We start from the raw sequence: 15277 nt of genomic DNA on the forward strand, positions 1-15277 counted from the left end.
CGACATTATAAAAACATGCAGTGGGGAAAGGTCATGGGCACTTTTTTAAAATTTACCGCTTGGATTCAAAAAACCTTTGCTCTGTGGGTCGTGTTATTTGCAGGCATTGCGCTCCTGAGCCCTGAAACTTTTGTTTGGTTGAAAGCTTATATCACGTGGATGTTGGGTCTAATCATGTTTGGTATGGGCATGACCATGACACTAGATGATTTTAAAGGGGTGATGCAAAGTCCTAAAGCGGTTGCAATTGGGGTAGCGGCTCAGTTTGTGGTGATGCCAAGCTTGGCTTATCTGCTGTGTTTATTGTTTCGCTTGCCGACTGAAATTGCGATCGGGGTGATTTTGGTAGGTTGCTGTCCGGGCGGCACCGCATCCAATGTGATTACTTATATGGCGAAAGGCAATACGGCTTTGTCTGTCGCATGTACTACGGTATCGACCTTATTGGCACCTGTTCTGACTCCCGCGATTTTCTATTTTTTGGCCAGCCAATGGATTGAAATTAATGCATGGTCGATGCTGAGTTCAATTTTGCAAGTGGTCCTGTTCCCGATTATTTTAGGGCTGGTGGTACGCGCCGTGCTAAAACATAAAGTCGAAAGCTATATTTCGGTGATGCCCTTAATTTCTGTAGTGGCGATTGTGCTGATTGTGGCAGCGATTATTGGCGGCTCAAAAGCACAAATTTTAGAATCAGGCTTATTGATTTTAGCTGTGGTGGCGCTACATAACGCGATTGGTTATTTACTTGGCTTTGCAGCTGCACGAATGTTTCACTTGCCACATGCCGACTGTAAAGCGGTTTCGATTGAGGTCGGTATGCAAAACTCAGGACTAGGCGTGGCTTTGGCTGCCGTGCATTTTGCTGCTTCACCAATTACGGCAGTACCCAGCGCGATCTTTAGTTTGTGGCATAACATTTCAGGGCCAATATTAGCCAGCTATTGGGCCGCGAAAGCAGAAGCCACAGCCAAGGAAAAAAGTGAAAAGGAACATATGTCGGTTTGAATACTGTACGCTGTTGCAGCTTTAAGCATAAAGTCAGGATGAATTTTCTATTTGGCATGAGGTTGTAACTAAACTGTCATAAAGACTACCTAACATCCCTGCCAAACACTTCATAACAGACTGTTGCAAACAGCATTGAGAGGGTATGGATAATTTTCAGCATTCATCGGCGACGTATTTTAACCGAGAGTTATCGTTATTTGAGTTTCATCAGCGAGTTTTAGCACAAGCATTAGATCCGAGTTTGCCAGTGCTGGAGCGTTTAACTTTTTTAATTATTTTTTCACGTAATTTAGATGAGTTTTTTGAAATTCGTATTGCGGGCTTGATGAAACAACGCGATATGAATGTGATAGCACGAACCCCTGATGCTGTTCCCACTGAAGTGATATTAGAAGACCTGTCCCAATCCATTCATCGTGCCGTCAAAAAACAGTTTGAAATTTTAAATCATTCGATTTTGCCTGAGTTACAAGCACAAGGCATTCAGTTCATCCAGTTCCAAGATATTTTAGAAAAACATAAAGCGTGGATTGCAGAATATTTTGCCAAAGAAATTCAACCCGTTTTGACCCCCATCAGCTTAGATCCGTCACATCCTTTTCCTCGCCTCGTGAATAAAAGTCTGAATTTCATTGTGAGTTTACAAGGTAAAGATGCTTTTGGACGAAGTATTGAGATGGCGATTGTCCCTGCACCGCGCTCATTACCGCGTTTAATTCAGATGCCGAAAAACGTGGCAGGCAATATCGACACGCAGATTTTTTTAACCGCAATGATTCAGCAGCACATCAGTGATCTGTTTCCAGGGATGAAAGCCACGGGTTGTTATGCTTTTCGTGTGACGCGTAATGCTGATCTGATTTTGTCGGAAGATGTTGATGATTTGGCGGTTGCACTCAAAGATGAGCTGTCTTCACGCCGTTTTGGTCGTGCGGTGCGTTTAGAAATCGAAGATGATTGTCCCGAAGCGGTGATTGATTATTTGCTCAAGGAGTTTGATTTAACTGAGCAGGAACTTTATCGCATTGATGGGCCGATCAATCTTTCACGTCTCAGTACCAGTTGTGACCGACCTGAATTAAAGCATCCAGTTTTTATCCCAGTCATTCCCAAAGTTTTGCGTAAACAAAAAAGTACCTTTGATACCTTAAAAGCACAGGATGTGTTATTGCATCATCCTTTTGATTCTTTTCAGCCTGTGATTGGTTTATTAAAAGAAGCAGCGAAAGACCCGAATGTACTGGCAATTAAACAAACCCTTTACCGCAGTGGGCCTGACTCTGAAATTGTACAGGTCTTGGCAGAAGCAGCACGAAATGGCAAGGAAGTCACAGCCGTGATTGAGTTACGGGCGCGTTTTGATGAAGAGTCGAACATTACCGTGGCCAATATTTTGCAAGAAGCTGGGGCGGTGGTGGTGTATGGCATTGTCGGTTATAAAACCCATGCCAAAATGATTTTGATTGTACGCCGTGAAAATGCCCAGTTGATCCGCTATGCCCATCTGGGCACAGGCAATTATCATGCGGGCAATGCCCGTATGTATACCGATTATGGCCTGATGACCACACAGCCTGACATTTGTGAAGATGTACACCGTATGTTCCAAGAACTAACGGGAATGGGCAAAATGGCCAAGTTGAAGGCGTTGTTACATGCGCCTTTTACGTTACACAGTGAACTGTTAAAACTGATTGAGCAAGAAATTCAGTTTGCGCAAGCCGGTCAAAAGGCGCGTATCATCATTAAAGTCAATGCTTTAACGGAACCTCAGTTAATTGCCGCACTGTATCGTGCGTCACAAGCGGGGGTACAGGTCGATCTGATTATCCGTTCGATCTGTTGTTTGATTCCACAGGTCCAAGGCATGTCTGAGAATATTCGTGTGCGTTCGATTGTGGGCCGTTTTCTTGAACATACCCGTGTGTATTGTTTTGAGCATGGCGGTGAGAAAAAGCTGTACTGTGCCAGCGCAGACTGGATGGGACGTAATTTATTTTCGCGTGTTGAAACCTGCTTTCCAATATTAGATCGCGCTTTGAAAAAGCAGATTTATAAAGACGGATTAATCAGTTACTTAAATGATTGTTTGAATGCTTGGGAGCTACAAGCTGATGGTCATTGGCTTAAAGTAGCTTGTACCGATCCAGAGCAAAGGTATAGTGCGCAGCAACATTTGATTGCGCAGAAACAACTTAAAATTTAACAGTTGTCATAAAAAAGCCTGACATGCGTCAGGCTTTTTTATGATTGAACCTAATTAAGAGGCTTTAGATTGTTTTGCTTTTAAAATTTCCGTTCTTAAGCTTTGCGCCAACTCTGCAGACTCCGCACCCATGCCATTGACCATAAAGGCATGACGGGTCAAGACATTGGTTGGATTAGGTAAATTTACCAATTGGTAACTTTCAGAGATGTCTTTCAATAATTCGTTACTTAAATGTACGGCACTTTCTTTGGCAGACAACTGTTGGACCAAACGCTCAGCAGCTTGATTCGCAGACAGTTGCATTGCATCGACTGCAGTTGAAATGCCACAACGTGTTTGCAAAACAAAGCGCTTTTCTTCGCGGTAACGTTTATACAAAACCTCAGAAAGCAGTTGGAATACACTGCTGACCATCATTAAACATGGCACTGCATTAGGTGTGTCTGTCGACATGCTGAGGGTGGCACCATGCTCATTAAAGGATTGAACTGTAGTGATGTCCGAGCTGTTGAGTTTGTAGTGTTTTAAACACAGTTCTGTACTTTTATTGAGGAAAATCTGACACAAATTAAAGTATGGAATAGACACGGTTGTATTCACCGAGTCCATCAACTGTTTCGGGTCGTAGAATTGAATATTGAGCGCAACCGAATGATTGTCCACGATCACGGGTTTTTGTTCTTTAGGCTTCGCACTGGTTTTGATTTGTTGTTGTGCTTGAGCAATCGCGACCGCGGTATGGTGTTTTTCCTGTTCAAGGGTTTGGGTTAAAACTTGAATTTCGTGTTTTAAGCGGGATTCGTTATTGATCCGTGCCAAATATTCGGTACGGCTTGGGCGCGCAATGGCGCGATAAGCTAACCACAGTAAACCATGAATCGCTAAGGACAATAAAATCGCTAACCACTGAGTACGTAAAATCTCACCCATACTTGGTTTAATGAGCGTGATTTCAATGCTACCCACTTTCTTTTCATTTTGCAGCGCATCACGGACAAATACTTCACCATCACGTGTTCGAACTTGGCCACCTGTCGCCAAGACTTGATTATTGGCATCCAAAATACGAATGGAAGCTACACTTGGATTGGTCGCATAGCGATCCACCAAAAGCGCAAGGGAAACCGTGTTGGCAGGCTCCAGCTCTGCAAGACTGTCTGTGACCAATTGAGAGGTCATCAGTTGGCCTTGGTTGGCACGGTTTTCATTCAGTTGATGAGTCGTTGCCAATACCAATAAAAAGGTATGTAAAGCAAAACTTACAATTAATAGGCTAGCAAATAGCCCTTGTCTAGGCGCATTCAACGTAAACTTCCAAAGAAAATATATTCAATTTCGATTATGATTCTAACAATAGTCGTAGCTCAGACCCGAGTCAATTCATGCGAGAAATCATTCTTATTTCATTTTTAGGACCAGACCAACCTAATCAGTTCACTCGATTAATGCAGGTATTGTCCACTCATTCATTACAAATTTTAGATGTCGGACAAGCAGTTATTCATAACCAATTGACCTTAGGTATTGTTATTTCTTCAGATGACCAAACTGCAACAGCTTTGGCCATGAAGGAAATTCTAATTTTAGCACATGATATTGGTTTAACTGTACGTTTTAAACCAATCACTACAACTGAATATGACCAGTGGGTGAGTGAAGGTGGACGGACGCGTTATATCGTCACGGCTTTGGCGCCAGAGCTTGAAGCGTCTCACTTACAAGCAGTTACAAATATTGTGTCCAACCAAGGTTTCAACATCGAAACCGTGACCCGTCTGTCTGGTCGTCCAGTCTTAAATGGCGAAGTCGATGGGCCGAAACGCGCCTGTGTTCAATTCGGTTTAAGTGGTCAAATGCTGGATGCCGCAGCCATGCGTGCAGCTTGTTTACGTTTGTCACATGAACTAAATGTCGATGTAGCGGTACAAGAAGACAATGCCTACCGTCGTAACCGCCGTTTGGTGTGTTTTGACATGGACTCGACTTTAATCGAGCAAGAAGTGATTGATGAGTTGGCGATTGAAGCGGGTGTCGGCGCACAAGTCGCTGAAATCACCGAACGTGCAATGCAGGGTGAGCTAGATTTCCAGCAAAGCTTCCGTGCACGTGTCGCACTGCTCAAAGGGATGGATGCCTCTGTCCTACCTAAAATTGCAGAACGTCTGACCGTTACAGAAGGTGCTGAACGCTTAATTTCGACTTTAAAAGCGTTGGGCTACCGCACGGCTATCTTATCGGGTGGTTTTCAGTACTTTGCAGAGTATCTACAAGCCAAACTTGGTATTGATGAAGTCCATGCCAATGTCTTAGACGTTGAAAATGGCGTGGTGACGGGCGAAGTTAAAGGTCACATCGTGGATGGTGCGCGTAAGGCATTATTATTACGTGAGTTAGCCGATAAGATGGGCATTTCTCTTGAGCAAGCGATTGCGGTGGGCGATGGTGCGAATGATTTACCGATGCTGTCGATTGCTGGCTTAGGTGTCGCTTTCCGTGCGAAACCGCTGGTGAGACAAAACGCCAATCAAGCCATTTCAAGTGTCGGCTTAGATGGGGTGTTGTATTTATTGGGTGTGCACGATAAAGACCTAAATCGTGCTTAAAGCATCTCGGTGTTATCAAAAACGCAGCCTTTGAGCTGCGTTTTTTTGTTGCAAATTTAAGCGAAAAACGATGAGCGGTTAGTGAAAAATGTCGATAAAAACAACGATCAACAGAATTGGAAAAAATATTTTTAAGCGCTGAAAATACGGGTTTTATTTTGTAATGACACGCCAAGACTGAGCGCGTCTTTGTTTTGGAAAAGTTCAAATCTAAAAAAATGTAATGACAATATAATATGGCGACAAGGTATGTCGCATTCTAAAAATACAAGCCTTTTTTTCTTTTCAAAACTGCTCATAATGCATGCATAGAGTTTGAAAGCTACACAATCCATTAATTTTTAACGGTATCGGGGATGAGTTCAGCACAGTGTATCAGTCGCCTGAATTTATCTTAGACGGAGGTTTTTATGGTAACAGCGAATTTAGCAACCATCGTTGGCTTAAGTTTAGTCGCCGCTGCGTTAATTGCTGTTTTCTTTTCGCCTTATCGTCGCTGGTTGAGTTTTATGGTGGCGGGTATGGTGTTTTGGGGAATCTTGGAAGTCATTCGCCTAGGTGTGCAAGCAGTGTTTGAAATGCCGATCACTTATAGCTACTTAACTGCTTTAACTTCAGCGATGCTTATTGTGACGATGTTGCTTCTACGTGAAGACCGTCGCGCAGAACGTGCACTGGCGCAGCGCCGTTGTATTGAACATACACCTGTATATGAAGATGACCAACAGCAGTGTTCTAGCCGCTAAGTCATAACCTCATACCGTAAAAGAAGATGCCTAGAGCATCTTTTTTACGTTCTTACATGATTGTTATACAAAGCCTAGCGGTAAAAATGGCAACTTGTGGTAGCATTGAAAACAGTCAATTTATCAACAATTACAATAGGCTTTCATGTCATGAAACTATCTTCAATTCCTGTGGTTAAACTTCCATTGGTTGATGTCAGCACGGATCCGCTGGATTTAATGGTTACAGGTTTGGCACTTCGTATGAAACAGCTGGCGCGTACCAGTCCAAAATTTATTGAATTAGTTCATGAACGTCAGTTCCGTATTCAAATTGGTACGGATCTGGGTATGGCACGCCAAATTATTGTGAACAATGGTCAGATTGATACCGTTTCAGGTGATGCTGAAAAAGCCGATTTTATTTTACAGTTTGCGGACAGTGAGCAGGGTGTGAAAACTTTAATCAAAGGTGACCCAACCGCATTTATGACGGGCATGCAAAACGGCAGCATTAAAATGGAAGGTGATTTTGGTCTCTTGGTTTGGTTTAATCAAGTTGCAAAATTGGTTCCACCCAAGCTACCAAAGCCTGTGAAAGCAAAAATTAAAGCCGCTCGCGCATTTTTAAAAGAAAAAACAGGTAAGTAAAAAGATTTTTTAAACGTCTCGATTTCGTCTCCTTTATAAAAGGCAGATTGAGAGTGATGAAATCGAAAAGCCCTCTATCGAGGGCTTTTTTATGCATGGTGTTTTTATTCGACTTCTAAATTGAAAGTCACGGGTCCATCATTGACCAAATGTACTTTCATGTCGGCAGCAAAAATACCGGTTTGCACATGCTCAAACTGGGTCTTGGCATATTCAACCAGTTGTTCGTATAAGGCTTGGGCATCATTTGGTGACATGGCTGGTCCAAAGTCAGGGCGTAAACCTTTTTGGGTGTGCGCCATTAAGGTGAATTGAGAAACTAGAAGAATCCCACCACCGGCTTGGCTGACATTCCAGCCCATTTTGCCTTGTTCGTCGTCAAAAAAACGATACTTTAAAATTTTATCGATCATTTTTTTGCCTTTGTCTAAAGTGTCTTCTTTCCCAAGACCTAAGAAAACCAAGATACCGTGTTGAATTTCGCCTGTGGTTTCACCATCGACCACCACTTTGGCTTCGAGAACGCGTTGTAATAAGGCCCGCATGACTGATTCTATCTACTATTTGATTGTGCAGACTGAAATTGTAGCAAACCAAGTGCCGCACAGGAGAGATATCGATTGAAAAAACAAGGCAATTGCGTTGATATTCATTGCAAGGTTTAAGGAAAAGAGCATAAGCTAAGAGCGATAACAGCAAAGACAGCAACAGTTGGATTCTGAATCAAGAGAAACAAGGATCTATCGAGTAATTGGTCGAATAGCAAGAGCGAATTACCAAAACATGGCTATGCAGTTTAAAAAAATGTGCTTTAATGCAATAAGTTGCTAAAAACCGAAAATGATATGTCTGCCATCATCCAATCCTTATTAGATACTGATCTGTACAAATTTACGATGCTACAGGTGGTCCTGCATAAGTTTCCCCAAGCGCATAGTGTGTACCAGTTCCGTTGTCGCAATTTGGATGACACGGTCTATCCTTTGGTCGACATTCTTGATGATTTAAATCACCAATTAGATTTGCTCTGCCAATTACGTTTTCAAGACGATGAGCTGCAATACCTGCGTGGTTTGCGCTTTATCAAAAGTGATTTTGTCGATTATTTAGAGTTGTTTCAGCTCAAACGCCGTTTTATTGTGGCCAGTATCGATCACCAAGGCCGTTTAGACATTCGAATTGAAGGGCCGATGGTTCAAGCCATGATGTTTGAAATCTTTGTGCTTGCCATCGTCAACGAGTTGTATTTCAGCCGTATTCGAACTGATGAGGTGATGGCTGAAGGTGAACGTCGACTACAGGCTAAAGTGGCCTTATTAAAACACTATGAAACATCGCAAACGCCAAATGATCCCCCATTTTTAGTTTCTGATTTTGGTACACGGCGTCGCTATAGTTTGGCGTGGCAAAAACATGTGATTGAAGTGTTTAATCAAGCTGCACCGCATATTTTCCGTGGCACCAGCAATGTCTTAATTGCAAAGCAATTGGGTCTGACCCCGATTGGGACCATGGCACATGAATTCCTACAAGCATTCCAAGCGTTGGATGTACGTTTACGTAATTTCCAAAAATCAGCACTGGAAACCTGGGTACAAGAGTACCGTGGTGATTTAGGTATTGCTTTGACGGATGTGGTGGGGATGGATGCATTCCTGCGTGATTTTGACTTGTACTTTGCCAAATTGTTCGATGGCTTACGCCATGACAGTGGCGACCCGTATGAATGGGGCGATAAAGCCTATGCTCACTATAAAAAGTTGAAAATTGACAGTAAAACCAAAATGCTAACGTTTAGTGATGGACTCAATTTAGAGAAAGCATGGGATCTGCACAACTATTTCAAAGACCGTTTCCAAGTCAGTTTCGGAATTGGTACCAATTTGACCAATGATATGGGACAAACACCATTAAATATTGTGCTCAAACTGGTCGAATGTAATGGCCAGTCGGTTGCGAAAATCTCAGACAGTCCGGGTAAAACCATGACCGATAACGATACCTTTTTGGCGTATTTACGTCAGGTTTTTGAGATTGCTGAAGCAGAAACCAATTAATCCAGAATATATACCATGCCAGAATCCATTCTGGCATTGTTGTATTCAAAAACTGGCGAATAGTGATATCTATAATTCTGCTAAAAGAATGCAAAAAATCAGAATAATTGTAAAAATGAGTTGTGCTAAGATCAAAGCATGATCTGAAAACATACGAAATAATATGACACATTCTGCCTTTGATTTTGGCTTGTTGATAGACACAGAGCAGTTGATTCCGCATTTAGGGAATGACAAATTACGCATCGTCGATTTAAGCCGTGCTTCAGTCTATGACCAATTGCATATTCCACATGCTTTGCATTTAAAGCCGAAATTTTTGGTGCGCCAAGATGAACAAGCTACGGGATTACTTCCCGATGTAGAAGGTTTACAGGAACTGATTCGTTATCTGAATATTTCACCCGAGCATCATGTGGTGGTTTACGATGATGAAGGTGGCGCTTGGGCGGGGCGTTTGATTTGGAATTTACACTGCTTAGGTTTTGAAAATACCAGTCTGCTGAATGGTGGAATTCATGCATGGCTTGCAGCAGGACTTCCAACCACTTCTGAAGTGGAACAGTTTGAACCTGTCAGTGCTTTAGTACAGGTCGATCAAGCCAAAATACAGCAGTATCGAATTGAATATGCTGAGTTATTAGAGAAAGTTCAAAGCAGCCAAGTCCAACTCTGGGACTGCCGCACAGAAGACGAATATACCGGCCTGCGTCTTGCAGCGCGACGCGGCGGTCACATTCCAAATGCACTACATTTTGAATGGAGTACTGCCCTTAACCGTGAAAATCATTTAAGATTGCACCCTTTAGAACGCACGCAGCAACGCTTAGAACAATTGGGTTTTAACTTAAATGAACCTGTGGTGGTGTACTGTCAGTCACATCACCGTTCAGGACTGGCTTATATTTTAGGTCGTTTATTGGGTTGGAATATTCAGGCGTATGACGGTGCGTGGAGTGAATGGGGCAACCGCCTCGACAGTCCTATCATTACCGGAGAGATGCCGTCTTGAGCCTCACATCACGCTTAAAAAAACAAATTTTCATTCAAGCTCAACGTGTTGTACCCCAACATCAGTTATCACGTGTCGTGGGCAGAGTCGCAGCCAGCGAAAATCCGATTGTGAAAAATGCGGTCATCACTGCGTTTAAAGCGCAGTATGGCATTGATATGTCGATTGCTGAGCAGAGCAATGCACTGAAGTTTAAGTCCTTTAATGAATTCTTTACCCGTGCATTAAAAGAGGGTGTACGTGATATTGATACCGATGCGACCAGTATTGTATCGCCTGCGGATGGTGCGATTTCACAGTTGGGTCCAATTGTGGAAGGTGATATTTTCCAAGCCAAAGGGCAAAAATTCACCGTTGATAACTTAATTGCAGATCCGCAGTTGGCTGAACCGTTTAAAAATGGTCAGTTTGCAACGGTGTATTTATCGCCTAAAGATTATCACCGTGTGCATATGCCATTTGCAGGCACATTGACGGAAACCTTATATGTGCCGGGTGAATTGTTCTCTGTCAATCAAACCACTGCTGAAAACATTCCAGGCTTGTTTGCCCGAAATGAACGTATGGTCTGTTTATTTGATACAGAAATCGGCCGTATGGCCGTAGTTCTCGTTGGCGCCATGATTGTGGCGGGGATTGAAACTGTTGCAACAGGAAAAGTGAAGCCTACTGGCCGTTTAGAATTAAATCAGCATAATTTATTCTTGGACAAAGGAGCTGAACTGGGTCGCTTTTACTTAGGCTCAACCGCTGTGGTACTGTTTGAAAAAGACAAAATGACGTGGGATGCAGCCTTTAAAGCCAACTCGACTGTGGTGATGGGTGAAGTGATGGGACATACAGTTTAATCGTTTCAGCTCTCGGTCACCGTCCTTGTTAAAGGGACGGTGAGAGACAAAAAAGCACCGATATCGGTGCTTTTTTCATGCTTTTGAAGAAAGGTTTATTCAGGATTATAGGTGCGTTCTTTGGGGAAAATCACTTTAAAAATAGAGCCTTGATTTTCTTTGGATTCAATTTCTAAATGTGCTTGGTGCTGCATTAATACGTGTTTCACAATTGCGAGTCCTAAGCCTGTGCCACCCGTTTGTCGACTGCGCGCGCTGTCAACACGGTAGAAGCGTTCGGTTAAACGGGGCAGGTGCTTAGGATCAATGCCTATACCAGTATCTTCCACAGTAAAATAAGCCTGTTCACCATTGTCATGCCAACCCATGGTCACCGTTCCACCTTTCGGCGTGTATTTGATGGCATTGGTAATCAGATTACTAAAAGCGCTGGCTAACTCCATATCTGAACCGATTAAGTCGCAGTGACTGTCGATATCGAGATTGAGCGTATGCCCATAATCAATATTATAGGCATGCGCATCGTCATAAAGTTGGTTCATTAAGCTAGGCATATCAATGATTTGATTTTTAGCAATTTGCTTGTCATTTTCTAGGCGTGACAGTAATAGCAAATCATTCACCAAGGCATTCATGCGTTTGGCCTGTGCCTGCATTTGGTCAAAGGCCCGCTTCCAACGTGGGTTGAGATCTTCTTGGTCGGTAAAGGTTTCAATATAACCACTGAGTACTGTGAGCGGTGTGCGTAGTTCATGTGAAATGTTATCGACAAAGTCTTTACGCATTTGTTCGAGATTATGCATACGGGTCACGTCATAGGCGACTAGTAAGCGACTTTCACCCCCAAATCGGGTCATTTTGACTTGAACATAATGTTCATCAAAACTGGATGACTTCATTTTTAAGCCATCTGGTGCCGCATCAATATTATTGTAATAATCCACAAAACTCGGTTGGCGTAATAAAGTCAAAATATTACGGCCACGGTCATTTTGTTCGATGCCTAATAATCGTTCTGCGGCAGGGTTCCACCATTCAATTTGTTGCATGTCATCGATCAGCACCACGGCTTCTTGCAAAGCGACCAATGATGACTGTGCCCGATCAATCAACCCGACCATTTCCGCTTGTACAATCCGTTCTTGGCGCTGTGCACGATAAACATTGAACAATAATGCCCCCCAAATGCCCCCAAGGTTGGGTGGAACTTCGTAGGGACGATTGGAAATCCAGTCATTGACCAAATACAAAGAGCGCATTTGCAGAATGAAAAAAACGGCAAAGGCAAAGGAGATACACGTCCAAAAATAACCAACGCCAAAACCAATCAAGCTTGCAATCAGCAAGAAAAAGGCAAGGAGACGTAAGTCCTGTTTGGCAAAGCCCCATAAACTGCTGTATCGCGTTTTTTTATGCTCGCGCGCAAGTTCAGGGACCGGGTAGGGTTCATACATAAAACAAAATTAACCTAGGGCGATATCCGCACGTGTAGAGAATCGATAGCCTGTACCGCGAACTGTTTGCACAAAGCGATCTGCCGCATAAGGCTCAAGCACTTTACGTAAACGGCGAATATGCACGTCGATGGTACGGTCTTCAATATACACGTTTCCACCCCAGACTTGGTCAAGAAGTTGTGCACGGGTGTAGGCACGCTCAGGATGAGTCATGAAGAAGGCCAGTAAACGATACTCGGTTGGTCCCATGTCGAGGAAATTATTGCCAAAGCTGACCCGTTGGCTGACAGGGTCTAAGATTAAGCCATTGGCATCAATCGATTTTTCACCGCTGAGCGCATTAGCGCGGCGTAAAACGGCTTTAATGCGTGAAACCAATTCACGGGTCGAAAACGGTTTAGTCATGTAGTCATCTGCACCAGCGTCCAGACCTTGTACTTTATGGTCTTCTTCACCACGTGCCGTGAGCATAATGACTGGAATTTCAGAGAGATTTTCATCGCGCTTGAGACGGCGACATAAGTCTACGCCACTGACGCCACCAGGCATCATCCAGTCGAGCAAGATCAAAGCAGGGCGCTGATCCACAATCATTTGGTGGGCTTGTTTTGCATCTTCTGCTTGTAAGCATTGAAAGCCTGCCATATCCAACGAGGTGTGAATCATTTCTCGAATGGGAAGTTCATCATCGACGATTAAAATGTAGTCATCTTTCACAACGCAATATCCTATTGTAGGTAACGGCAGGCCGTTTTAATTTTATGACAGGCTTATTACAAAGATTAATTATGACAGTATCATTGCAAAAAACAGACGATTGATGAAATTTGCAAAAAAATGTGACAAAAAATCGTCATATTGGGATTCAAAATTAATGGAAGTTTAATCTAAATTGCATTCGGAAATGCCGATTGCATCCAAATGAAAAGTCTTAGACATCCAATTTTGCCCGTGTATTCGGGTCTGAAAAGGTTTCTAGGAGTGAAATAAACACAATACGGCTGGAGGATAAAACTTCTTCAAAGGATTGTTTAAACCCACTAACCACCCAACGGATCGCAATTTGTGTGACATAGCCATTGAGACCTGTGGCGACCAGCGAAATTTCTCGTTCGGACCGGTTAATTTGCGGCATCATTAGCATCACAAAGGCCTGAATCATTCGGTCAAAACGGGTCATGGTTTCATGAATGGTGGCTTGGTTATGTAATTCTTGGACCAACATTGCATCGATATAAATAATACGCGCCATGCGGGGATTATCTTTTAAGGTGGTGAGCAGGGCACGCAGTCCAGCATCAATCATTTTGTGTGGATCTGAAGAGGCTTGCATAATGGCTTGCATGACATTGTGCTGTAACTCATCAATCAGCTTTAAAAAAATAGTTTGAAACAGTTGCTCACTTTTTTTAAACGATTCATAAAAATAACGTTCAGTAAGTTTGGCTTCATTACAAATATCTTTCACCGTCACGGCAAAAAAGCCGTGAGTGCCGTAGGCTTCAATTCCTGCTTCAATGAGTTTTTCACGACGCAGCTGTTTACGTTCAGAAAGCGATAAGCCTTTGAATTGTCTTTCTTTAATTTTATTGTTGTCGCTGTTTTTTTGTACTGGTTCAGATGCCGTCATCAGATTTCATCGCCCTATTTTAAAGCCAAGGTTTTGTATAGTTTAGCAATAAACCATGACTCTACCTATGCGTAGGCTTTAATCACTATCTGGTTTTCATGGACTTGACACTTTTGGCTATTAAATTTATGACAATTGATATTGTCAATTATAAAAAAAGTATCTACAGTCGATGTACAAAGATAAAGGACAACCACAATCTCATGAAGAATTTTAAAAATAAAGTTGCAGCCATTACAGGCGCTGGGTCGGGTATTGGCCAACAATTGGCACTTTTATTGGCCAAGGCGGGCTGTCATGTGTCATTGAGTGATGTCAATGAGCAAGGTTTAGCGAAAACAGTTGAACTGCTACAAGGCAGCAATGTACGCGTCACCACGAAAAAATTAGACGTCTCAGACCGTTTAGCGATGCAAGCGTGGGCTGAAGAAACTGTACAAAATCATGGTTCTGTAAATATGATTTTTAATAATGCTGGCGTTGCTTTGGGTTCAACCGTAGAAGGTGCATCCTATGAAGAGCTGGAATGGATCGTGGGGATTAATTTCTGGGGTGTGGTCTATGGCACCAAAGAGTTTTTGCCTTATATTAAGAAAACAGGCGATGGGCATATCATCAATATTTCCAGCTTATTTGGCCTAACCGCTCAACCGACTCAGTCTGCTTACAATGCCACTAAGTTTGCGGTGCGTGGCTTTACCGAGTCATTACGCCAAGAGTTAGATATGGAAAACTCTGGCGTGAGCGCGTTGTGCGTGCATCCGGGTGGGATTCGAACCAATATTGCCAATGCTGCCAAAGTGAATGACAGCTTGCGTAGCATCGGGATGAACCCTGAGAAATCTGCGCAGACCTTTAATAAATTATTACGCTGTCCACCCGAAGAAGCGGCACGTCAAATTTTAGAGGCGGTACAAAAAGACAAGCGTCGTTTATTGATTGGTAATGATGCGAAAACGCTAGATTTGATTCAGCGTATCTTACCGACGGGCTACCAAAAAGTGACGGCTTTTGCGACCAAATTAAGCCAAAGAAAGTCTTAATGTTGTGATGTAAAAAAACCCGCTTTGGCGG

General features: G+C 43.0%; 14 protein-coding genes. 9 read left to right on the plus strand and 5 right to left on the minus strand.

The window, feature by feature from the left end:
* Window positions 1-33 precede the first annotated feature (33 nt).
* Together AC4CU2_RS00400 and ppk1 are read left to right on the plus strand one after the other, a co-directional pair.
* Complete coding sequence (locus AC4CU2_RS00400; RefSeq protein WP_490768148.1) at window positions 34-1008, plus strand: bile acid:sodium symporter family protein; 975 nt, start codon at window positions 34-36, stop codon at window positions 1006-1008.
* 145 nt (window positions 1009-1153) lie between these two features.
* Entirely contained in the window at window positions 1154-3217 is a 2064-nt protein-coding gene (gene ppk1, locus AC4CU2_RS00405; protein ID WP_438330917.1) for a polyphosphate kinase 1, read from the plus strand.
* 54 nt (window positions 3218-3271) lie between these two features.
* On the opposite strand, the gene AC4CU2_RS00410 is transcribed toward ppk1, so the two are convergent.
* Window positions 3272-4525, minus strand: a complete 1254-nt coding sequence (locus tag AC4CU2_RS00410) for a hypothetical protein (RefSeq protein ID WP_078425126.1) — start codon at window positions 4523-4525, stop codon at window positions 3272-3274.
* A gap of 77 nt (window positions 4526-4602) precedes the next feature.
* Here AC4CU2_RS00410 and serB point away from each other — a divergent pair, with 77 nt between their 5' ends.
* The 3 genes from serB (at window position 4603) to AC4CU2_RS00425 (ending at window position 7199) form a co-directional block, all read left to right on the plus strand.
* The gene (gene serB / locus AC4CU2_RS00415) at window positions 4603-5823 is read left to right on the plus strand and encodes a phosphoserine phosphatase SerB (RefSeq protein WP_005401465.1); all 1221 of its coding nucleotides are present in this window, start codon (window positions 4603-4605) and stop codon (window positions 5821-5823) included.
* Window positions 5824-6233: 410 nt separating this feature from the next.
* A complete protein-coding gene (gene aciT / locus AC4CU2_RS00420; protein ID WP_004691806.1) occupies window positions 6234-6569 on the plus strand; it encodes a ciprofloxacin tolerance protein AciT in 336 nt (111 codons plus the stop codon).
* A 150-nt stretch (window positions 6570-6719) separates the two neighbouring features.
* On the plus strand, window positions 6720-7199 hold the full coding sequence (locus tag AC4CU2_RS00425; protein ID WP_004691804.1) for an SCP2 sterol-binding domain-containing protein: 480 nt from the start codon (window positions 6720-6722) through the stop codon (window positions 7197-7199).
* 104 nt (window positions 7200-7303) lie between these two features.
* Here AC4CU2_RS00425 and dtd read toward each other — a convergent pair whose 3' ends face one another.
* Window positions 7304-7744, minus strand: coding sequence for a D-aminoacyl-tRNA deacylase (gene dtd, locus AC4CU2_RS00430; RefSeq protein ID WP_148825294.1), 441 nt, complete (start codon window positions 7742-7744; stop codon window positions 7304-7306).
* Window positions 7745-8044: 300 nt separating this feature from the next.
* On the opposite strand from dtd, the gene pncB reads away from it, so the two are divergent.
* The 3 genes from pncB (at window position 8045) to asd (ending at window position 11116) form a co-directional block, all read left to right on the plus strand.
* A complete protein-coding gene (pncB, locus tag AC4CU2_RS00435; RefSeq protein ID WP_184117890.1) occupies window positions 8045-9256 on the plus strand; it encodes a nicotinate phosphoribosyltransferase in 1212 nt (403 codons plus the stop codon).
* Window positions 9257-9419: 163 nt separating this feature from the next.
* Window positions 9420-10268: a sulfurtransferase gene (locus AC4CU2_RS00440; protein ID WP_184117891.1), complete on the plus strand. Its 849-nt coding sequence runs from the start codon at window positions 9420-9422 to the stop codon at window positions 10266-10268.
* Window positions 10265-11116 (plus strand): archaetidylserine decarboxylase, encoded by an 852-nt coding sequence (asd, locus tag AC4CU2_RS00445; protein WP_234963304.1) that lies wholly within the window; start codon window positions 10265-10267, stop codon window positions 11114-11116. The genes AC4CU2_RS00440 and asd overlap by 4 nt, the downstream gene beginning before the upstream one ends.
* Window positions 11117-11211: 95 nt before the next feature.
* Here asd and phoR read toward each other — a convergent pair whose 3' ends face one another.
* The 3 genes from phoR to AC4CU2_RS00460 form a co-directional block, all read right to left on the minus strand.
* Window positions 11212-12570: a phosphate regulon sensor histidine kinase PhoR gene (gene phoR, locus AC4CU2_RS00450; RefSeq protein WP_004691795.1), complete on the minus strand. Its 1359-nt coding sequence runs from the start codon at window positions 12568-12570 to the stop codon at window positions 11212-11214.
* A gap of 9 nt (window positions 12571-12579) precedes the next feature.
* Window positions 12580-13290 carry a phosphate regulon transcriptional regulator PhoB gene (gene phoB / locus AC4CU2_RS00455; protein ID WP_004691794.1) on the minus strand — a complete coding sequence of 237 codons (711 nt, stop codon included), beginning with the start codon at window positions 13288-13290 and terminating at the stop codon, window positions 12580-12582.
* A gap of 214 nt (window positions 13291-13504) precedes the next feature.
* Window positions 13505-14203: a TetR/AcrR family transcriptional regulator gene (locus tag AC4CU2_RS00460; protein ID WP_062031860.1), complete on the minus strand. Its 699-nt coding sequence runs from the start codon at window positions 14201-14203 to the stop codon at window positions 13505-13507.
* Window positions 14204-14406: 203 nt separating this feature from the next.
* Here AC4CU2_RS00460 and AC4CU2_RS00465 point away from each other — a divergent pair, with 203 nt between their 5' ends.
* Complete coding sequence (locus tag AC4CU2_RS00465) at window positions 14407-15246, plus strand: SDR family NAD(P)-dependent oxidoreductase (protein ID WP_005401472.1); 840 nt, start codon at window positions 14407-14409, stop codon at window positions 15244-15246.
* The last annotated feature ends 31 nt before the right edge of the window (window positions 15247-15277 follow it).

This window comes from Acinetobacter sp. 797_lipA (assembly GCF_058243025.1).

Excerpts from the sequence above, each read along its gene's own strand:
- phoR (WP_004691795.1), bottom strand. The coding sequence starts at position 12,570 with ATGTATGAACCCTACCCGGTCCCTGAACTTGCGCGCGAGCATAAAAAA.
- serB (WP_005401465.1), top strand. The coding sequence starts at position 4,603 with ATGCGAGAAATCATTCTTATTTCATTTTTAGGACCAGACCAACCTAAT.
- aciT (WP_004691806.1), top strand. The coding sequence starts at position 6,234 with ATGGTAACAGCGAATTTAGCAACCATCGTTGGCTTAAGTTTAGTCGCC.
- AC4CU2_RS00440 (WP_184117891.1), top strand. The coding sequence starts at position 9,420 with ATGACACATTCTGCCTTTGATTTTGGCTTGTTGATAGACACAGAGCAG.
- AC4CU2_RS00460 (WP_062031860.1), bottom strand. The coding sequence starts at position 14,203 with ATGACGGCATCTGAACCAGTACAAAAAAACAGCGACAACAATAAAATT.
- AC4CU2_RS00400 (WP_490768148.1), top strand. The coding sequence starts at position 34 with ATGGGCACTTTTTTAAAATTTACCGCTTGGATTCAAAAAACCTTTGCT.
- pncB (WP_184117890.1), top strand. The coding sequence starts at position 8,045 with ATGTCTGCCATCATCCAATCCTTATTAGATACTGATCTGTACAAATTT.
- ppk1 (WP_438330917.1), top strand. The coding sequence starts at position 1,154 with ATGGATAATTTTCAGCATTCATCGGCGACGTATTTTAACCGAGAGTTA.
- dtd (WP_148825294.1), bottom strand. The coding sequence starts at position 7,744 with ATGCGGGCCTTATTACAACGCGTTCTCGAAGCCAAAGTGGTGGTCGAT.
- AC4CU2_RS00465 (WP_005401472.1), top strand. The coding sequence starts at position 14,407 with ATGAAGAATTTTAAAAATAAAGTTGCAGCCATTACAGGCGCTGGGTCG.
- AC4CU2_RS00425 (WP_004691804.1), top strand. The coding sequence starts at position 6,720 with ATGAAACTATCTTCAATTCCTGTGGTTAAACTTCCATTGGTTGATGTC.